This is a genomic window from Arthrobacter sp. TJ-240 (assembly GCF_058269195.1).
On sequence record NZ_JBZCNG010000004.1, the window covers coordinates 38,672 to 56,802 of the forward strand.

19 protein-coding genes and 1 riboswitch are annotated in these 18,131 nt (G+C 70.8%); of the genes, 11 read left to right on the forward strand and 8 right to left on the reverse strand.

Annotated elements, in window-relative coordinates; genetic code table 11:
- Nucleotides 1–4 precede the first annotated feature (4 nt).
- The 4 genes from AC4D2C_RS11160 to AC4D2C_RS11175 all read right to left on the reverse strand — a co-directional run bounded on the left by AC4D2C_RS11160 (nt 5) and on the right by AC4D2C_RS11175 (nt 5,267).
- Complete coding sequence (locus AC4D2C_RS11160; protein WP_490905225.1) at nt 5–715, reverse strand: response regulator transcription factor; 711 nt, start codon at nt 713–715, stop codon at nt 5–7.
- Nucleotides 716–786: 71 nt separating this feature from the next.
- Nucleotides 787–2,469: a DNA repair helicase XPB gene (locus AC4D2C_RS11165; RefSeq protein ID WP_490914886.1), complete on the reverse strand. Its 1,683-nt coding sequence runs from the start codon at nt 2,467–2,469 to the stop codon at nt 787–789.
- Nucleotides 2,462–4,903, reverse strand: coding sequence for a helicase-associated domain-containing protein (locus AC4D2C_RS11170; protein WP_490914888.1), 2,442 nt, complete (start codon nt 4,901–4,903; stop codon nt 2,462–2,464). Before AC4D2C_RS11170 ends, AC4D2C_RS11165 begins: the two co-directional genes overlap by 8 nt.
- A 79-nt stretch (nt 4,904–4,982) precedes the next feature.
- Entirely contained in the window at nt 4,983–5,267 is a 285-nt protein-coding gene (locus tag AC4D2C_RS11175) for a hypothetical protein (RefSeq protein WP_490914890.1), read from the reverse strand.
- A 187-nt stretch (nt 5,268–5,454) separates the two neighbouring features.
- Here AC4D2C_RS11175 and AC4D2C_RS11180 point away from each other — a divergent pair, with 187 nt between their 5' ends.
- From AC4D2C_RS11180 to AC4D2C_RS11190, 3 genes are read left to right on the forward strand one after another with little or no spacing between them, the layout of a single operon-like run.
- Nucleotides 5,455–5,838, forward strand: a complete 384-nt coding sequence (locus tag AC4D2C_RS11180; RefSeq protein WP_104051854.1) for a cold-shock protein — start codon at nt 5,455–5,457, stop codon at nt 5,836–5,838.
- A 9-nt stretch (nt 5,839–5,847) separates the two neighbouring features.
- Nucleotides 5,848–6,399, forward strand: coding sequence for a DUF3027 domain-containing protein (locus tag AC4D2C_RS11185; RefSeq protein WP_490914892.1), 552 nt, complete (start codon nt 5,848–5,850; stop codon nt 6,397–6,399).
- 34 nt (nt 6,400–6,433) lie between these two features.
- Nucleotides 6,434–7,711 carry an MFS transporter gene (locus AC4D2C_RS11190; RefSeq protein WP_490914894.1) on the forward strand — a complete coding sequence of 426 codons (1,278 nt, stop codon included), beginning with the start codon at nt 6,434–6,436 and terminating at the stop codon, nt 7,709–7,711.
- A 60-nt stretch (nt 7,712–7,771) separates the two neighbouring features.
- Here the strand turns inward: AC4D2C_RS11190 and AC4D2C_RS11195 are convergent, their stop codons facing one another.
- Together AC4D2C_RS11195 and serC are read right to left on the reverse strand one after the other, a co-directional pair.
- Nucleotides 7,772–8,563 carry an HNH endonuclease signature motif containing protein gene (locus AC4D2C_RS11195; RefSeq protein ID WP_490914896.1) on the reverse strand — a complete coding sequence of 264 codons (792 nt, stop codon included), beginning with the start codon at nt 8,561–8,563 and terminating at the stop codon, nt 7,772–7,774.
- 107 nt (nt 8,564–8,670) lie between these two features.
- Nucleotides 8,671–9,795 (reverse strand): phosphoserine transaminase, encoded by a 1,125-nt coding sequence (serC, locus tag AC4D2C_RS11200; RefSeq protein WP_490914898.1) that lies wholly within the window; start codon nt 9,793–9,795, stop codon nt 8,671–8,673.
- Between the two features lie 248 nt (nt 9,796–10,043).
- Here serC and AC4D2C_RS11205 point away from each other — a divergent pair, with 248 nt between their 5' ends.
- The 8 genes from AC4D2C_RS11205 (at nt 10,044) to fdhD (ending at nt 16,709) form a co-directional block, all read left to right on the forward strand.
- Complete coding sequence (locus AC4D2C_RS11205; protein ID WP_490905233.1) at nt 10,044–10,742, forward strand: iron-dependent transcriptional repressor DtxR; 699 nt, start codon at nt 10,044–10,046, stop codon at nt 10,740–10,742.
- Between the two features lie 182 nt (nt 10,743–10,924).
- Nucleotides 10,925–11,077, forward strand: a riboswitch (cyclic di-AMP (ydaO/yuaA leader).
- A gap of 5 nt (nt 11,078–11,082) precedes the next feature.
- Nucleotides 11,083–11,973, forward strand: coding sequence for an NlpC/P60 family protein (locus AC4D2C_RS11210; RefSeq protein WP_490914900.1), 891 nt, complete (start codon nt 11,083–11,085; stop codon nt 11,971–11,973).
- A 25-nt stretch (nt 11,974–11,998) separates the two neighbouring features.
- Nucleotides 11,999–12,868 (forward strand): NlpC/P60 family protein, encoded by an 870-nt coding sequence (locus AC4D2C_RS11215; RefSeq protein ID WP_490914901.1) that lies wholly within the window; start codon nt 11,999–12,001, stop codon nt 12,866–12,868.
- 224 nt (nt 12,869–13,092) lie between these two features.
- Complete coding sequence (locus AC4D2C_RS11220) at nt 13,093–13,590, forward strand: HNH endonuclease (RefSeq protein WP_490905236.1); 498 nt, start codon at nt 13,093–13,095, stop codon at nt 13,588–13,590.
- A complete protein-coding gene (gene mobA, locus AC4D2C_RS11225) occupies nt 13,587–14,207 on the forward strand; it encodes a molybdenum cofactor guanylyltransferase (protein ID WP_490914903.1) in 621 nt (206 codons plus the stop codon). The genes AC4D2C_RS11220 and mobA overlap by 4 nt, the downstream gene beginning before the upstream one ends.
- A 17-nt stretch (nt 14,208–14,224) precedes the next feature.
- On the forward strand, nt 14,225–14,509 hold the full coding sequence (locus AC4D2C_RS11230; protein WP_490914904.1) for a DUF6457 domain-containing protein: 285 nt from the start codon (nt 14,225–14,227) through the stop codon (nt 14,507–14,509).
- The gene (locus AC4D2C_RS11235) at nt 14,506–15,774 is read left to right on the forward strand and encodes a molybdopterin molybdotransferase MoeA (RefSeq protein ID WP_490914906.1); all 1,269 of its coding nucleotides are present in this window, start codon (nt 14,506–14,508) and stop codon (nt 15,772–15,774) included. Before AC4D2C_RS11230 ends, AC4D2C_RS11235 begins: the two co-directional genes overlap by 4 nt.
- 107 nt (nt 15,775–15,881) lie before the next feature.
- The gene (gene fdhD, locus AC4D2C_RS11240) at nt 15,882–16,709 is read left to right on the forward strand and encodes a formate dehydrogenase accessory sulfurtransferase FdhD (RefSeq protein ID WP_490914907.1); all 828 of its coding nucleotides are present in this window, start codon (nt 15,882–15,884) and stop codon (nt 16,707–16,709) included.
- 4 nt (nt 16,710–16,713) lie between these two features.
- On the opposite strand, the gene AC4D2C_RS11245 is transcribed toward fdhD, so the two are convergent.
- Nucleotides 16,714–17,478: an amino acid ABC transporter ATP-binding protein gene (locus AC4D2C_RS11245; RefSeq protein ID WP_490914909.1), complete on the reverse strand. Its 765-nt coding sequence runs from the start codon at nt 17,476–17,478 to the stop codon at nt 16,714–16,716.
- Nucleotides 17,465–18,124: an amino acid ABC transporter permease gene (locus AC4D2C_RS11250; protein WP_490914910.1), complete on the reverse strand. Its 660-nt coding sequence runs from the start codon at nt 18,122–18,124 to the stop codon at nt 17,465–17,467. Before AC4D2C_RS11250 ends, AC4D2C_RS11245 begins: the two co-directional genes overlap by 14 nt.
- Nucleotides 18,125–18,131: the final 7 nt, after the last annotated feature.

Below are 18,131 nucleotides of genomic sequence, written 5' to 3' on the forward strand. Positions count from 1 at the left end.
GGCGCTACCGCTTGTCGGCGGTGCGGAGCAGGTAACCCACGCCGCGCTTGGTCTGGATCAGCGCCACCGCATCGGGGTTCCGGTCGATCTTCCGGCGCAGGTACGAGATGTAGGACTCCACGATCGAGGCGTCGCCGTTGAAGTCGTACTCCCAGACGTGGTCGAGGATCTGCGCCTTCGAGAGCACGCGGTTCGGATTCATCATGAGGTAGCGCAGGAGCTTGAACTCGGTGGGCGAGAGGTCGATCGTCTCCCCGCCGCGCCGGACCTCGTGGGCATCGTCGTCGAGTTCGAGGTCGTCGACGCGGATCACGGCGTCGTCGTCCTCCAGGGGATGTGTGCGGCGCAGGACGGCCCGGATGCGGGCCACGACCTCGTCGAGGCTGAACGGCTTCGTGACGTAGTCGTCGCCGCCGACCGTCAGGCCGGTGACCTTGTCGTCGGTGTCGTCGCGGGCGGTCAGGAAGACCACGGGGAAGTGACGACCGGCAGCACGCAGCCGCCGCGTGACCGTGAAGCCGTCCATGTCGGGGAGCATGACGTCGAGTACGGCGAGATCGGGATTGTGCGTCTCGGCGGCGGCGAGGGCGTCACGCCCGTTCGCCGCGGCGACGACGTCGAAACCGGCGAACCGGAGCGAGGTCGACAGGAGCTCGCGGATGTTCGGTTCGTCGTCGACGACCAGCAGTTTCGCTTCGGGGGCTGATTTCTTCACCCCACCAGTATCCGCAGGTTGGCTGTGAATTGGCTGGACCATTCCTGTTGGGTTGCTCTCTGGACGCTGGGCTAGTTCTCCCCGGTCGGGGCGTCCCCGCGCTCCTTGTCGGGCGCGTCCCCGATCGATGCGGCATCGAGGATCCGGTATGCGTAGCCCTGCTCGGCGAGGAACCGCTGGCGCTTCGCCGCGAAGTCCTGATCCAGGGTATCCCGTGCGACCACGGTGTAGAAGCGGGCGGCGCGGCCATCGGCCTTGGGCCGCAGCAGGCGTCCCAGGCGCTGGGCCTCCTCCTGCCGTGACCCGAACGAACCGGAGACCTGGATCGCCACGGATGCCTCGGGCAGGTCGATCGAGAAGTTCGCGACCTTCGACACCACGAGTACGTGCACGTCGCCCGCCCGGAAGGCGTCGAAGAGCCGCTGCCGCTCCTTGACCGTCGTCTCACCCTTGATCACCGGGGCGTCGAGCCGTGCCGCGAGGTCGTCGAGCTGGTCGATGTACTGGCCGATGACGAGGAGCTGCTCGCCCTTGTGCGCCGCGACGAGTTTCTCCACCACGTCCGACTTCGTGTCCGACGTCGAGCACAGGCGGTACTTGTCGGCGTCCTCGGCCATGGCGTAGGCGACACGCTCGTCGCGCGGCAGGTCAACCCGCACCTCCACGCAGTCGGCCGGGGCGATGTAGCCCTGTGCCTCGATGTCCTTCCACGGTGCGTCGTACCGCTTCGGGCCGATCAGCGAGAACACCTCGCCCTCGCGGCCGTCCTCGCGGACGAGGGTGGCCGTGAGGCCGAGCCGGCGGCGCGCCTGGAGATCGGCGGTCATCTTGAAGATGGGGGCCGGCAGGAGGTGGACCTCGTCGTAGACGATCAGGCCCCAGTCGTTGGCGTCGAGCAGTTCGAGGTGCGGGTAGAGTCCGCCGCGCTTGGTCGTGAGGACCTGATAGGTCGCGATGGTCACGGGCCGCACCTGCTTCACGGCGCCGGAGTACTCGCCGATCTCCTCCTCGGTGAGCGAGGTGCGCTTGAGCAGCTCGTCCTTCCACTGCCGTGCCGACACCGTATTGGTCACGAGGATCAGCGTGGTGGTCTGGCTCGTCGCCATCGCGGCCGCTCCCACGAGTGTCTTCCCCGCGCCGCAGGGCAGGACGACGACCCCGGAGCCGCCCGACCAGAAGTTCTCGACGGCGAGCTGCTGGTACGGGCGGAGCGCCCACCCGTCCTCGTCGAGCACGATGGGGTGCGGTGTGCCGTCCACGTAACCCGCGAGATCCTCGGCGGGCCAGCCGAGCTTGAGCAGCAGCTGCTTGAGCTGGCCGCGCTGCGAGGAGTGGACGACGACGGTCTCGCCGTCGATCCTCGGGCCGAGCAGCGGCTGGATCTTCTTGGCGTGCAGGACCTCCTCGAGCACGGGGTAGTCGGTGGTGCGCAGCACGAGTCCGTGCTGCGGGTCCTTCTCGAGGCGGAGTCGGCCGTACCGGGACATGGTGTCCTCGATGTCGATCAGGAGGGCATGCGGCACCGGGAAGCGCGAGTACTTCAGGAGCGTGTCGAGGACGCGCTCGGCGTCGAGCCCTGCAGCGCGTGCGTTCCACAGGCCCAACGGCGTGAGGCGGTAGCTGTGCACGTGCTCGGGGGCACGTTCGAGCTCCGCGAACGCGGCGATCGCATGCCGCGCCTCGGTGGCCTGCTCGTGGTCCACCTCGAGCAGGATGGTCTTGTCACTCTGGACGATCAACGGCCCGTCAGCCATCTGCGATGCTCCCTTCGAGGATCTCGACGTCCATGACACGATGCACGGACACGACTTTCTCCACCTGCGTCTCGGGATCGACCACGCGCAGGCGGCCACCCGACACCGAGAGTGGAACAAGGACCTGGCGTACGTGATTCCCCTCGCTGTCGGCGGTGCCGAGGCGGATGCGGCTGCGGGACCGGATGGCCGCACGCAGTGTCTCCAGCCCGAGGAGCGTCTCGCTGTCGGAGCCGCCCGCAGGGTCTGCGGCGACCGGCTTCGCCGAGCGCAGGGCTTCGACCTGCGTGGCGATCTCCTCCTCGGCCACCGACCAGGGGTTCAGCCGTGATCTCAGCTGGTCGGCCGGTACACGGGCCGCCGTGACCGGATCGCCCGGTGCAGGGGAGGGCCCGACGGCGTCGGCGTCCGATGCGGGGGAGAACCCGAGATCCCGCAGGAGTGCGGTCAGCTCCGGCGCGGAGGCGGGTGAGACCAGGACGGTCGGTGCGATCCGGACGACGCCGAGCACCGCGGCCCGCGGATCGGCCAGCACAGCGGCGGCCACGGCGTCGTCCTCGGTGCGGAGATAGCTCCCGGCGCGACCGACACGGAGCCTGCCGTACCGCGACGCCGTGTCCTCAACGAGATACGCCAGGGCCTGCGGGATCTCGGTGATCGACGAGGAGCGCAGGAAGGCGAGGATCGACGATGCGTCCTCGCCGGCGTCGAGCGCGGCACGGATGGAGTCCGCGGAGAAGCGGTAGGTGGTGGCCGGGCCCTGGCCCTCGGGCGTGGCCATGCGCAGCAGGCCGCGAGCGACCTCCGGCCGCAGGTACCCGGGTGCCACGGCGGTGAGGTCCGCCTGCAGCACCACCTGGGAGACCGGCTCGGGCAGGGCGCCGCGCACGGCGAGCGCGGCATCCTCGAAGCGGCCCTCGGCAACCAGCCGGCCGGCCCCGGTGAGGGCGTCGCTGCCGGTCAGCCCGAGGGACGCGGCTTCGGTGAGCATGCCGGGCAGCAGGCGGGCGAACCGTCGGTGCAGGCGAGGCTGGTGCCAGGAGGCGAGGCCCACGACGGAGGACTCGTCGAGGACCGGTACGGCGGCGGGGCGGTCGGTGGTGTCCTCCCTGGGGGTGGCGGGGTCCGCGCCGGTTGCCCGGTCGCCGCTCGCGGCCCCCGAGAGTTCGACGGCGACGGCCAGCAGCCGCTGGCGCACCATCGGGGCGTCGGGCCGGGAAGCCTCTGCGGCGAGGGCGTTGATCGCAGTGCCGTCGGGCATCCGGGAGCCCACGAGTGCCGGTGCGCGGTCCACGGCCAGCCACCCCTCGACGAGCAGGAGCCACTGGGCGTCCCGGTCCAGGGCCTCCCAGGCGTCGAGACGTGACGTCTTCCAGCGCGAGTCGTCCGGATCGAGGGTGAGGAGTCCGACGGCGGCTGCCAGTTCCAGCAGCCAGGCCGTTGTGCCGTCGTCGATGCGCAGCGCCTCGCGGACGCGCCGGAGTTCACGCACCCCGATGCCCCCGGACCGCAGGGTTGCGACGGGCGTCGACGCGACGGAACCGAGGAGGGCGGTCATGAGTCGGAGTGTCTCCGCGATGGCGCCGAACGCCGCATTGTCGCGCAGGCTCGCCCGGGTGGTGCTTCCCGTGGCGGTGGGCGGTGCGACCTCGAGGGACGCGAAGACCGCGTGCCCGCGCAGCGCCATCCCGACGCTGCGTGGCAGCTCCACGTGCAGGGCGTCCAGCGGTGCGAGCAGGCACCGGTCCTGCAGCCAGCGCACGGCAGGCTGGGCGCCACCGTCGCCTCCCGCCGCAGTGGATCCGACCGGGGCGTCCCTCAACCGGCGGAGGAGGATCGCGGCGGCCTCGGGGGCGTCGGCCAGGACGCGGTCCCAGGCCACCTGGTCCGACGTCAGGAGGGTGAGGGCCTGCGCGGCGGACGCGCTCGTCATCGTGTCGTCCGCCGCAGCAGGGTCGAGGAGCGGGACGGCCTGGATCAGCGCCTGGCCGAAGCGTGGGATCGACCGGGTGAGCGCGCGGAAGGGCCTGCCGAGGCCGGCGGGGTAGGGGCCGACGGCGTCGGGCAGCGCGCCGACGGGCAGGAAGCCCTCCGTCGCGGATCCCACGATCAGGGCACGCCCGAGGAGGCCCGTGAGGACGGCGTCGATGGCTTCGGGATCCGAATCGGCGAAGGCGCTGGTGAGGCGTTCGCGTGGGACGGGGCCGCCGTCGTCGTCGCTCAGGACGACGATCGCCTCGATGACCTGCAGGTGCGGTCGGGACACGTTCTCGAGGGCGCGCTGCAGACTGGCGCGGGTGGACGCCCGTGCCGCGAGCGCGGCGAAGTCGGGCACCGGGGGGAGGATGAGATCGGGCCGGACGGCGAGCAGGCCGCGCAGGTCGTCGTCGCTCCTGCGGGCCAGGTCTTCGGCCAGTGCTCGGATGGCGGACATTCCTTCAAGGGTACCCGCCGCCTCCGACACGGGCCCGGCCGTCCGCGTGCCTCACCCGTCCTCGCGGAACGGCGTGAGGTCAGGATCTGCGGCGGGAGACAACCGACCAGACGACGAGCGCCGCCATCAGGAGGAAGGCGATCGGCAGGCAGAAGTAAGTGGCGAGCACGAAACCGGGCCACACCGTCCCCTGGAGAAAGGCGGTGGCGAGGATCGCTGCGAGCGAGACGAGCCCGACGGCCGCGAAGGCCACCGCGAGGATCAGCACGACCGACCGGCCGCGGGATCTCTCGTCCTGTGCGTCATCGGCGGCGCCGTGCAGGGGGTCGGTGGAGCGGGCCGGTGCCGGTTCGTCGGGGATCATAGCTGTCCCAGACTACAAGAACCACGGCGACGGCGGCCCCGGGCGACGCTATATCCTAGGGGGTACAGACTTCCCCGGCCGGACCGAGCGGCAGTGCGCCCGGGCATCGGGACACCCGAGCGCTCACGGATCGGGGCCAGGACCGCAGGCGCTCGCCGCCCGGTACAGCTAAGAAGAGGTAGACGACGTGCCCATCGGCAAAGTGAAGTGGTTCGACGCGGACAAGGGCTTCGGGTTCCTGTCCACCGACGACGGCAAGGAAGTGTTCCTGCACGCCTCGGCGCTGCCCGCCGGGGTGAGCGAGGTGAAGGTCGGGACAAAGCTCGAGTTCGGCGTGGCCGACGGGCGGCGCGGACCCCAGGCGCTCTCCGCGCGCATTCTCGAGCAGGCACCGTCGGTGGTCAAGGCCACGCGCAAGAGCGCCGATGACATGGCCGTCATCACCGAGGACCTCATCAAGCTCCTCGACGGGGTGTCCAACGGACTCCGCAAGGGCCGTTACCCCGAGAAGGCGCATGCCTCGAAGGTCGCGGCCGTGCTGCGCGCCGTCGCCGACGACCTCGACGCGTAGGCTTCGATCATGACCTCGAGCAACCTTGAGACTGCCGACGCCGCTGCTTCCGCCGATGCCGGGACGTCGGCCGAGGCTTCGACGACCGCTCCGGGCGAGGCGCCGCGCAAGCCCCGGGCATCGCGTCGCATCCCCAAGTCCGACGTCGTGCTCGAGTCCGCCGTGGACCGAGCCCGCCTCGGCATCCTCGAGGTCGCTCCCGAGGAGCAGGTCGGCCGCCACGTGTCCGCGGTCGTCGAAGGCGAACGGCTCGTCACGCACCGGTTCGAGGCGTTCGTGCCGGGCTATGGAGGATGGCACTGGTACGCGAGTGTCGCCCGTGTGGCGCGCAGCAAGGACGTGACGGTGTGCGAGGTGGGTCTCCTGCCCTCCGCGGCGTCCCTCATCGCGCCCGAGTGGCTGCCATGGTCCGAGCGTGTGCGTCCCGAGGACTCCCAGACGGACGGGCCGGTGCCGGCCGACGGCGTGGCGCAGGTCCAGGACGACGAGGCGCCCTCCGCTGCAGCCTCGGACGAAACCGCGTCGGGCGACGACGCCGCGGAAGCCCCCGACGCCGGGTGACCGCGTCGTGGCGCCGTAGCGGAAGGTGAGGAACATGAGTACCTTCCGTTCGCTCGGTATCCACAACTACAGGCTCTGGTTCGTCGGGGCCCTGATCTCCAACATCGGCACCTGGATGCAGCGGACAGCCCAGGACTGGCTGGTCTACGACATCCTGACGCCGCAGAGCGCCTCGGCCCTCGGGATCGTCATGGCCCTGCAGCTGGGGCCGCAGCTCGTCATCGCCCCCTGGGCAGGCCTCATCGCCGACAGCGTCGACCGGCGGCGTCTGCTCGCCGTCACGCAGGTGGGCATGGCGCTCCTCGGCGTAGGGCTCGGCGTGCTGGTCCTGCTCGACGTCGCCGTCCTGTGGCACGTCTACGCCTTCGCCCTGGCGCTCGGTATCGTCTCGGCCTTCGACGCCCCGGCGCGGCAGGCCTTCGTGTCCGAACTCGTGCGTGACGAGTACCTGCCCAACGCCGTGGCCCTCAACAGTGCCTCCTTCAACGGCGCACGCCTGATCGGTCCGGCGATCGCGGGCCTCCTGACCGCCGCGGTCGGGCCCGGGTGGGTGTTCCTGATCAACGCCCTGACCTTCGGCGCGATGGTCTACGTCCTCCTCGCGATGCGCAGTTCCGAGCTGAACAGGCAGCCGCGGCAGGCGCCGGGCAAGGGCAGGATCCGTGCCGGGTTCGCCTATGTACGGCACCGGCCCGACCTCATGATGGTGCTGCTCGCGATCTTCATCGTCGGAACGTTCGGCCTGAACTTCGCCGTCTTCATCGCCTCCATGGCGCGCACCGAGTTCGGGCAGGACGCGGGGGTCTTCGGCGTCCTCTCCTCCGTGATGGCCATCGGATCGGTCGCAGGAGCCCTGCTGTCCGCGCGGCGCGACCGTCCGCGCCTGCGCTTCGTCTTCGGGGCGTCGGCCGCCTTCGGTCTCGCGTGCATCCTTGCTGCTCTTGCACCGACCCTCTGGCTGTTCGGGCTGGCGCTCGTGCCGGTGGGCCTGTTCGCGCTGACCCTGATGACGAGCGCCAACGCCTACGTGCAGACCACGACCGATCCGATGATGCGTGGTCGTGTCATGGCCCTCTACTTCGCCATCTTCCTCGGCGGGACGCCGCTGGGTGCGCCGGTGGTCGGCTGGGTCTCCGACGCCTTCGGTCCGCGGTGGAGCCTCGGGGTCGCTGCGGCCTCAGGACTCATCGCGGCGGCGGCAGGGATCTTCTGGGCGTGGCGTTATCACGAGGTGCGGTTGCGCTACGACCGGTCCGCACCGCGCCGCCTGCGTCTCGACCATGAAGCCGGAGCCGGCGACAACGCGCCGTAGGGTTTCCGGCGGCTGAGCCGGGCCCGTCGATGATCCATCATCGACGCCCACCACAGGGACCTACCGGTTCGGTTGGTCCGGGTAGGTCGGAACGGGCAGGATTCGTCGATGCGCGACCTCCGCATCGATGACCTGCCCTGCCTGCCGGACCAGGTTTCGCCGTGGTCCGCCCGGGCGTCCCCTGAGGGTGCGCGGAGTGAACCACGGGATGCCGGCCCGTGAGCGGACGTCCCGGGTGCCCTGATGAACGGTGTGATGGTGGTGCGAGCACAGCAGGACGCCGTTGTCGATGCTGGTGGATCCGCCACGGCACCAGGGTGTCAGGTGATGGGCTTCGCACCAGCTGGCGGGGATCGAGCAGTCGGGGAAGGCGCAGCCCCCGTCACGTGCGACCAGGGCACGGCGGAGGTGGGGAGGAAAGAGCCGCTGAGCCCGAGATCCAGCACCTGGCCGCTTCCTCCCAGGACCACCGGGATGAGGCCGGCGTCGCAGGCGAGTTTCCTGATGGTGCGGGCACTGGCCTGTACCGAGAACACAGCGGAGCCGGCCTACTCGGTCATGTCGACGAGATCCTGGTAGGCGATCGTCACCATGACATGTGGGCGGTGTCCGCCAGTCGCCGGGAGGCCGGGGCCGGACAGGGCGGGCAGTACGACCGCAGCCAGGGCGGATCTGCAGGCGATCGACGATCCTGGACACGTTCTCGACCTCGACGACGAGGTCGCGGGCCTTGGTCCTGGAGAGGCCATGGTGCCGACAGCTGATGGCACGCGCACAGTCGGCAAGGGCTGTGCGCGCCGAATCCAGCGAACTGCCTGCCCGCGTCAGCGGTTCGGTCGGTGCGATGGCCATGGCTCCACTTTATGGAACACATGTTCTATTCCGCGGAGCAGGACGTGAATGTGGAGGACCAGTCGCGCGATGTCGTCCCCATGGTGCGGGCCTGTGGGCGACCGGCCCTAGAGCAGGTTCTCGACGACGTGATCGATGCAGGCGATCAGGGCCGAGACGTCGTCGGGCTCGATCGCCACGAACGTGGCGACCCTGAGCTGGTTGCGGCCCAGCTTGCGATAGGGCTCCACGTCGACGATCCCGTTGGCCCGGAGGATCGCGGCGATACGTGCTGCATCCACGGCGTCGTCGAAATCCACGGTCACGATCACGTTCGAGCGGTCTTCGGGACGGGCGACATACGGGCGGGCGACGGCGGACGCCTCGGCCCAGCGGTACAGGCGCCCCGCCGAATCCGCCGTCCGTGCGGTGGCGAAGGGCAGTCCGCCCTGCGCGTTGAGCCACTGCACCTGGGCATCGAGCGTCACGAGCGTGGACAGCGACGGCGTGTTGTAGGTCTGGTTCAGGCGCGAGTTGTCGATGGCGGTCTGGAGGTTCAGGAAATCCGGGATCCATCGGTCGCCGGCATCGATCCGCGCGGCGCGTTCGAGTGCCGCGGGGGAGAAGAGCCCCAGCCACAGGCCGCCGTCGGACGCGAAGTTCTTCTGCGGCGCGAAGTAGTAGACATCGGCCTGCGCCACGTCCACGTCGAGCCCGCCTGCTGCGGAGGTCGCGTCGACGATCACGAGTGCGCCGTCGTCGGCGCCGTCGATCCTCCGGACCGGAGCGGCGACACCGGTGGACGTCTCGTTCTGCGGCCAGGCGTAGGTGTCCACGCCGGCCTCCGCGACAGGATCCGGGCGTGTGCCGGGTGCCGACGTGATGACGGAGGACGCCTCCAGGAACGGCGCCTTCGTCGTCGCGGAGGCGAACTTCGAGCCGAACTCGCCGAAGGACAGGTGCTGCGCCTTCCGCTCGACGAGCCCGAACGTGGCGACGTCCCAGAACGCGGTGGAGCCGCCGACGCCGAGGACCACCTCGTACCCGTCGGGGGCGCCGAAGAACGTGCTGAGACCCGTCCGGACCCGGCCGACGAGGTCCCGGACAGGAGCCTGCCGGTGCGAGGTCCCGAGCAGCGACCGCCCCGCCGCCACGAGCGCGTCCACCTGGCCGCTCCTGACCTTCGACGGGCCCGCGCCGAAACGGCCGTCCGAGGGCAGGAGGTGGTCGGGAATACGGGGCGAGTCACTCATGCGATGCTCCAGCTGTTGGGCGGCAGGTACGGCCTCATTCTGCCCCAGCGGTCCCGGGCCCTCCATTTGTTAACCGGCTGCGGGAAGCCGCCCTGACCGCGCTCCGCCCGATTGCCGGGGCCGTTGCGCCATGGGTTAACCTTGGGGGGCGTGGGGCGGAGCAGTCCGTGGCGGCTTTGGCCTGCCTCACCGGCGTGAGGCATTCCAGCCGCGCACCCGCACCGCACCGCACCAAGGAGCTGAACCGCATGACGGACCTCATCGACACCACCGAGATGTACCTGCGGACCATCCTTGAACTCGAGGAAGAGAACATCGTCGCCCTCCGCGCGCGCATCGCCGAGCGCCTCCGCCACTCGGGTCCGACCGTCTCCCAGACCATCGGCCGCATGGAGCGTGACGGTCTCGTGGTCGTCTCCGGTGACCGGCATCTCGAGCTCACCGAGCTGGGCCGCCACAGGGCCACGGGCGTCATGAGGAAGCACCGCCTGGCGGAACGGCTGCTCAGCGACGTCATCGGCCTCGACTGGGCCTACGTCCACGACGAGGCCTGCCGCTGGGAGCACGTGATGAGCGAGCGGGTGGAGCGGCGGCTCTACGAGCTCCTCGGCAAGCCCTCCGAATCGCCGTACGGCAATCCCATCCCCGGACTTGCGGCCATCGGTGGCATCGAGTCCGAGCGGTTCACCGACGGCGTGGTGACCCTGCTGTCCGCCATGGGCACGTATGCACCCGGGAAGCAGGTAACCCTGGTGCGCCTCGCCGAGCCGATCCAGGTGGATCCTGAACTGCTCACGCAGCTCGACGAGGGCGGCCTCCGTCCCGGAGCGCAGCTCAATCTCGAATCCGTGGGTGACTACGTGTCCGTCCGTGTCCCGGGGGTCGAGGGAGCCCTGGAACTGCCGCCCGAGGTGGCCTCGCACGTGTTCGTCTCCGTCGCCGCCTGAGGACTCGGCCGCCGCCGCGCGGGTGTGCAGACGGTCCTCCGAACCGGCGTCGTCACCAAGAACACACCATTTCGTGATCGTAACGTGACAAACGGGTGTTTGTGAGGTAGCTTTCATCTCGTGCCAAATTCGCTCTAGATCCGGCACCCTCCTGCAAATCGCCTAGCTCTGCCATTGCTCGAGGTCCGTCCGCACCATCGCATGGCAGAGGCGGGGGAACCAATTTCTGGGTTTCGTAACCGAAATCCTTGGGGTTAAGTCGCTGCTTCACGCAGCGGCCGGGTGACTCCCATCCGAATCCGACAGCTCACCTCGCAGGCGTTGGGAGAGGCAATCCAACGTGTCCAATAGCTCTTCACTGGGCCGCCACCGTGCGGCCCGGAACGTCAGTGCGCTGACGAACCTGTCCACTGCAGTCACCTCCAACGCCGGATCGGTCGGCCGCCAGGCAGCCGTCATCGTGGCCGCCTCGGGCCTCGTCCTCACCGCCGGTCTCCCGGCCCACGGGGCCACCCCCGCAGAGCGCGAAGTAACGTCCTCCACGGCGTTGACCGTGAGCCGGGTCGTCTCGGCCGAGGTCACCGTCCCCGCCACCGCCACGGTCTCCTTCGACCGCGTGGCCGTCGAGGTCACCGCCGCCCCCGAGCCCGTCGTCGAGGCGCCCGCTCCCGTGGTCGAGGAGCAGGCACCCGCCGCGCCGGCCCCGGCCGCAGCGCCCGTCGCCGTCGTTCCGGTCGCAGCGCCGGCCGCTCCCGCCGTGGCTGCCGTCGCCGCACCGGCTCCCGTCGCCGCACCGGCTCCCGTGGCCGCCGCCGTCGCACCGGCTCCCGTCGCCGCACCGGCTCCCGTGGCACCGGCCGCAGCGCCCGCCGCCGTCGCACCGGCTCCCGCTCCCAAGCCCACTCCTGCTCCCGCCCCGTCCTCCGGCGTCGCTGCCGGCCTGGTCGGCTCGGCGTACGCCCAGATCGGCGTCGCCCAGGACTGCACCGCCATGGTCGAGAAGGCACTGCGCTCGGTCGGCAAGTCCGTGGGCGATCTCGCCCCGGGCCAGTTCTTCCAGTTCGGCGACGTCGTCAGCAGCCCCGCCCCCGGCGATCTCGTGATCACCGGCGGCCACGTGGCCATCTACGTCGGCAACGGCCAGGTCATCAGTGGCGGCCTGAACGGTATGAACACCGGCCTCCACTTCCTGGCCGACCTGCCCGGCGCCAGCTTCGTCCGCGTCCGCTAGAAACACACACCTGGAGTTATCCCCCATGCCTTCATCCGTCATGCCCGCACGCCATAGAGCAGAAGCACGGTCCGCCGCCGGCTTCTCCGAACTCGCCAAAGCAGTCACCTCGAACGCGACCGGGATGGGCCGCCAGGCCGCCGTCATCGTCGCCGCTTCGGGCCTCGTCCTGTCCAGCGGTGTCGCCGCCAACGCGGCCGACCTCCAGCCCCAGCGCGACGTCGCCGCGTCCAGCGTCTCCCTCGCCTCGGCCCGGGCGGCCGTCGTCGCACCCGCCGGGCCCGTCGTGTCCTTCAACAGGACCGCGGTCAAGGTCAACGCGAAGCCCGTCGTCGCCCCGGCCCCCGTCGTCGAGGCCCCCGTCGCCCCGGCTCCCGTCGTCGAAGCCCCCGTCGTCGTGGCCCCCGTGGCCGCAGCGCCCGTGACCGCCGTCGAGGTCCCCGCGGCCGTCCAGGCCGCAGCTCCCGTGGCCACGAAGGCTCCGGCACCCGTCGCCGCCCCGGCGGCAGCCGCCGCTCCGGTCGCCCCGGCACCGGCAGCCCCCGCTGCTCCCGCCGCGTCGTCGGGCGTCGCCGCGACGATCGCCGCAGCGGCCAAGGGCCAGCTGGGCGTCACGCAGGACTGCACCCGCCTGGCCAGCAACTCGCTCGCCGCCGCAGGCATCAACTTCCACGGCTGGCCGGCAGGCTACCTCTCCCTGGGGCGCACCGTCAGCGCCGGCGAGGCCATCCCCGGAGACCTCATCTACTACGCCGACGGCGGCATGGGCATGGCCCACATCGCGGTGTACATCGGTGGCGGCCAGGCCGTCCACGGTGGATTCAACGGCAACTCCACGGTCATCGCCCCCGCCGAGCTCGGTTCGGGCGGCGTCTACATCCGCGTCGGCGGCTGATCGGCGGACGCATACGATCACGGGAGGACCGGCACGATGTGCCGGTCCTCCCGTGCGTGAGCAGGTAGCAGATTCTGCAGTGCGCCACACGGACGCCGCGGAATCCCGACGATTAGCCGCCTGCGTGTGTTTTGCTTACCCTTGCAGTGTCAATCCGAAGCACGTCTCCCGAACCCCGGGATGGCAACCGGTTGCGGGAACAGGTCAGCATCGAGGCTTTGTTCATGCGCACTCTTGTTCTGAATGCAGGGTATGAACCACTGGCGGTGGTCACCTTCCGCCGGGCACTGGTGCTTGTGCTCACGGGGAAGGCCAGCGTCGTCGCCGAGGACGACGATCCGGTCGTCGGACCGACGGAAGTGCTGGGCCGGCCGTCGGTGATCCTCCTCAACCGGTACGTGAAGATCCCGTACCGGCACGACGTGACCGCCACGCGACGCGGGGTCCTGCGCCGCGACAACCACCTGTGCGCCTACTGCGGGAAGACCGCCTCGACCATCGACCACGTGCAGCCGCGCTCCAAGGGCGGCGCCGACACCTGGGAGAACCTCGTGGCGTGCTGCCTCAGGTGCAACAACGCCAAGGGCGACAAGACACTCAGCAGCCTCGGCTGGAAGCTCCGGGTGGTCCCGCTCCCGCCCCGCGGGCCGCAGTGGCAGATCCGCGAACTCGAGAAGCCGGCACCGCAGTGGAGCGAGTTCCTCGCGGAGAACGCCGCGTGAGCCCGGGCGCGCCGCCGTTCGACGCCATCGTCCTGGCCGGGGGACGTTCCTCGCGACTGGGCGGCGTCCCGAAGGCCGGTCTGGTGCTCGACGGCGAGACCCTGCTCGAGCGCACCTGCGCCGCCCTCTCCTCGGCCCTGCACCTGACCGTCGTGGGGCCCGTGCCCGACGACGGCCGCCCCGGGACGGGCACCGCGTCGTTCGTCCGGGAGGAACCTGCCTTCGCCGGTCCGGCGGCCGCCGTCGTCGCCGGATTCCGCGCATCGTCCTCCCGCGCCGTGACGCAGCCCACGGCGCCGTGGTGCGCCGTCGTCGCCTGCGACATGCCCCGGGTCGGGGAGCTGGTCGCAGTCCTCCTCGCCGAGGCCGCGAAGGGCGGCGACACCTCCCTGGTGGCGGTCGACGGCGGCCGCGACCAGCCGCTGGCGGCGCTGTACCGCACCGATGACCTCTCCGCCGCCGTCGACGCCGTCCTGGCCCGCGGACCCGCCGACAACCTCTCGATGCGAAGCCTCCTTGCTAGTGTGAGCACCAGATACGTCCCGGTTCCGCCGGGCACGACGCACGACGTCGACACCTGGCAGGACGCACGAGAGCTGGGTGTCGACGTCCCCTGACACCGCCCGGAGGGCCCATGGACGACCGCGAGAAACTGCTGCAGGAGTGGACCGAGAAGCTGCTCGCCGCCTTCGAGATCGAAGGGACGGACGTCGACATCGACGCCGTCCTCGGGCTGGCCGGACGGGCCGCCCACGGCGTCGTACGGCCGGCGGCGCCCCTCACCACGTTCGTCGTCGGCTACGCCGCCGGTCTCGCCGTCGGCAGCGGGCAGGCGGACGAGCAGGTGGCCATGCGGTCAGCGTCGGCGGTGGCCGATGCCCTCTGCGCGCAGGCCGCGGCGGAGCGAGGCACCGCATGAGCGGGGCAGCCGCAGGACGCGGCGTCGACTGGGCGACCGCCCGCACGCTCGCGCACACGGCGGGACGCCCCCTGCCGTTCCAGACCGTCACCCTGGCCGACGCCCTCGGGCAGACACTCGCCGAACCCGTCCACGCACTGCAGGCCATCCCGCACTACGCGTCGTCGGCAATGGACGGCTGGGCGGTCAGCGGCGAGCCGCCCTGGACGCTGGTGAGCCACGCGGAGCCGGAGGAGCACCTGCGGGGCAGGCCCTCACCGCACGCCGATTCCGGGGAGGTGTCGCTCGCGCCCGGGGAGGCGACGTTCATCCTCACCGGAGGAGTGGTCCCGCAGAACGCTCACGGCATCCTCCGGACCGAGCACGGCGCCGTCCGCGGCGACACGCTCGAGCGGAACGAGTCCGCACGACCCGACGAGCCCTCGCTCCACGAGCACGTCCGGCCCGCAGGGGAGGAGGCCGAGGAGGGCTCCGAGGCCATCCCCGCCGGAGTCGTCCTGAACCCCGCGCAGATCGCCCTGGCCGCGGTGTGCGGGCACGACACGCTCGCCGTCCTCAGGGCACCGCGCGTGTCGCTGCTCATGACGGGCGACGAGGTGATCGACCACGGCCTGCCGCACCCCGGCCAGGTGCGGGACACCTTCGGCCCCCAGCTGCCCGGGTTCGTGGCGATGCTGGGCGGCCATGTCGACGTCGCCGGCCGCGCGAAGGACGACCTCGACGACGTCGTGGCGGCCATCAGCGCGGAACCGACCGACGAGTTCTCGCTGGCGCGTGCCTCCGGCGACGTGCTGATCACGACCGGCGGCACCGGCAGCTCCTCCGCGGACCACATCCGCCGCGCGCTCACGGAACTGGGGGCGGAGCTGATCATCGACGGCATCGCCATGCGGCCCGGACACCCGACCCTGCTGGCACGCCTGCCCGACGGACGTTTCCTCGTGGGGCTCCCCGGCAATCCGCTCGCCGCCATGATGGCCATGCTCACGGTCGCCGCGCCGCTGCTCGCCGGACTGCGCGGCTCCGCGCTCGACGAGCCCCGGACGGTGGCCAGCGCCGACGCCTTCGAGCCGCTGCCCGGCAGGAGCCGCCTCGTGCCCTACCGGGTCGAGGCCGGGCGGGCGGTGCCGAGCACCCACCAGCGCTCGGGCATGCTGCGCGGCCTCGCCGCCGCGGACGGTGTCCTGGTGGTCCCGCCCGAGGGCTGCGCGGCGGGCGACGACGTCCCCGCACTGTCCCTGCCCTGGCCCGCCCCCGGGGCCTGAGGCTTCCTGTCCACCTCCCTGCGGGGACACGGGCGGGCCGGGTAACCGCCCGGGGTCGACTAACCTCGTTCTAGGACCGAGGCACGGACCGATGCAAGGAGCACAGCATGAACCGGGTCACCCAGCGACGCCGCATCACCAAGTTCCGTGTGGGGGCACAGACGGGGCGCCGCGAGGACGTGCTGGCGGGGGAGGAGCCGCTGGAGATCCGTCTCGGCGGGAGCGCCTTCACCGTGACCATGCGCACCCCGGGCGACGACTTCGACCTCGTGGCCGGGTTCCTCGTCTCGGAGGGCGTGGTCTGGGAGCCCGGCCAGCTGCCGAGCCTGCGGTACTGCGCCGGCGTGGACGACAACGGCCAGCAGACCTTCAACGTGGTGGAGGCCCAGCTCCGGCCCGGCGTCGAGCTGCCGGACACCGCGATGGAACGCCACGTGTACACCTCGAGCTCGTGCGGCATCTGCGGCACCGCGTCGATCGACGCGGTGCGGAAGTCCTCGCGGTTCGACCTGCACGAGGACGCCGCGCCCGTGGACCTCGGGATCCTCGCGTCCCTGCCCGACCGGCTACGCGAGAGCCAGAAGCTGTTCGACCGCACGGGAGGCGTCCACGCCGCGGGTCTCTTCACCGCCGAGGGCGAGCTCCTGTGCCTGCGGGAGGACGTGGGGCGGCACAACGCCGTCGACAAGGTGGTGGGCTGGGCACTGCGCGAGGGGATGCTGCCGCTGCGCGGGACCATCCTGCAGGTCTCGGGCCGCGCGTCCTTCGAACTCGTCCAGAAGGCGCAGCTCGCCGGCATCCCCGTGCTGGCGGCCGTCAGCGCGCCCTCGTCGCTCGCGGCGGACCTCGCCGACGATGCCGGACTCACGCTCGTGGGCTTCAGCCGCGGCACGACGCTGAACTGCTACTCCCACCCCGACCGGATCGTGGCCTGAGGGCCTAGAACGGGTTGAGCAGGCGCTGGACGAACCGGCGCGTCCGTTCCTCACGCGGATTGCGCAGCACCCGGTCGGGGTGGCCGTGCTCCACGACGACGCCGCCGTCCATGAAGACGACCTCGTCGGCGACCTCGCGGGCGAAGGCCAGCTCGTGTGTCACGATCACCATGGTCCACTGCTCCTCGGCGAGTTCCTTGATGACGGTGAGCACCTCGCCGACGAGCTCGGGGTCGAGGGCCGACGTCGGCTCGTCGAACAGCAGCAGATCCGGTTGCAGCGCCAGCGCACGGACGATCCCGACACGCTGCTGCTGGCCGCCGGAGAGGTTGAACGGATAGTCGTCCCGCTTCGCAGCGAGGCCCACCCGCCCGAGGAGCCGCTCGGCGTCCGCGACGGCGTCCTTGCGGGGCCGCTTCCGCACCCGGACGGGGCCCTCGATGATGTTCTCCAGGACCGTCATGTGGGGGAAGAGGTTGTAGTTCTGGAAGACCATGGCGCTGCGGTCCCGCAGCGACAGCGCCTCCTTCCTGGTGGCCTTGCCGCCGAACTCCACGGACGGGCCGCCGCTGAAGGCCACGGTCCCGCCGTCGGGCGTCTCGAGGCCGTTGAGGCACCGCAGCACGGTGGTCTTGCCGGAGCCGGACGGACCGACGAGCGCGACCACCTGACCGCTGCCGATGCGCAGGTCGATGGACTTCAGCACCCGGGTGTCGCCGAACGACTTCTGCAGGCCGGTGACGGTCAGGAGGGGCTCAGTGGGCGACATAGCGGTCCAATCTCTTCTCGAGTGCGGACTGGCCGCTGGACAGGACGAGGCAGAACACCCAGTAGATGGCGGCGGCCTCGACGTAGAGCAGCATGAACTGCTGCGAGAACGCGGCGATCTGCTGGGCCTCACGGAACAGCTCCGTCACGAGGATCAGCGACGCCAGGGACGTGTCCTTGACGAGGCTGATGAACGTGTTGGAGAGCGGCGGCACCGAGACGCGGGCGGCCTGCGGCAGGATGACGCGGCGCAGGGTGAGCGCACGGGACATGCCGATGGTGTAGCCCGCCTCCCACTGGCCCTTCGGAACGGAGAGGATCGCGGCGCGCAGGATCTCCGCGGCGTAGCCCGCGACGTTGAGCGAGAACGCGATGATCGCGCTCGGCCACGGATCGATGGTCAGGCCGATGGACGGCAGCCCGTAGAAGATGACGAACAGCTGCACCAGCAGGGGGGTGCCGCGGATCACCGAGACGTAGAAGCGGGCGATCCCTGAGAGCACCGCATTGCCGCTGATCCGCATGAGCGCGATGACCAGAGCCAGCGCCAGGCCGATCGCGAAGGAGGCGAGCGAGAGCGGGATGGTGCCCGTCAGACCGCCGGAGAGCATGGGCCAGAAGGAGGTGCGCAGCAGTTCCCAGTCCATCAGTCAG

Coding starts and splice junctions, on each gene's coding strand:
- serC (WP_490914898.1), bottom strand. CDS start 9,795: ATGAGTGACTCGCCCCGTATTCCCGACCACCTCCTGCCCTCGGACGGC.
- AC4D2C_RS11230 (WP_490914904.1), top strand. CDS start 14,225: ATGGACGACCGCGAGAAACTGCTGCAGGAGTGGACCGAGAAGCTGCTC.
- AC4D2C_RS11195 (WP_490914896.1), bottom strand. CDS start 8,563: ATGGCCATCGCACCGACCGAACCGCTGACGCGGGCAGGCAGTTCGCTG.
- AC4D2C_RS11175 (WP_490914890.1), bottom strand. CDS start 5,267: ATGATCCCCGACGAACCGGCACCGGCCCGCTCCACCGACCCCCTGCAC.
- AC4D2C_RS11165 (WP_490914886.1), bottom strand. CDS start 2,469: ATGGCTGACGGGCCGTTGATCGTCCAGAGTGACAAGACCATCCTGCTC.
- AC4D2C_RS11170 (WP_490914888.1), bottom strand. CDS start 4,903: ATGTCCGCCATCCGAGCACTGGCCGAAGACCTGGCCCGCAGGAGCGAC.
- AC4D2C_RS11185 (WP_490914892.1), top strand. CDS start 5,848: ATGACCTCGAGCAACCTTGAGACTGCCGACGCCGCTGCTTCCGCCGAT.
- AC4D2C_RS11250 (WP_490914910.1), bottom strand. CDS start 18,124: ATGGACTGGGAACTGCTGCGCACCTCCTTCTGGCCCATGCTCTCCGGC.
- AC4D2C_RS11245 (WP_490914909.1), bottom strand. CDS start 17,478: ATGTCGCCCACTGAGCCCCTCCTGACCGTCACCGGCCTGCAGAAGTCG.
- AC4D2C_RS11220 (WP_490905236.1), top strand. CDS start 13,093: ATGCGCACTCTTGTTCTGAATGCAGGGTATGAACCACTGGCGGTGGTC.
- AC4D2C_RS11205 (WP_490905233.1), top strand. CDS start 10,044: ATGACGGACCTCATCGACACCACCGAGATGTACCTGCGGACCATCCTT.
- fdhD (WP_490914907.1), top strand. CDS start 15,882: ATGAACCGGGTCACCCAGCGACGCCGCATCACCAAGTTCCGTGTGGGG.
- AC4D2C_RS11215 (WP_490914901.1), top strand. CDS start 11,999: ATGCCTTCATCCGTCATGCCCGCACGCCATAGAGCAGAAGCACGGTCC.
- AC4D2C_RS11190 (WP_490914894.1), top strand. CDS start 6,434: ATGAGTACCTTCCGTTCGCTCGGTATCCACAACTACAGGCTCTGGTTC.
- AC4D2C_RS11235 (WP_490914906.1), top strand. CDS start 14,506: ATGAGCGGGGCAGCCGCAGGACGCGGCGTCGACTGGGCGACCGCCCGC.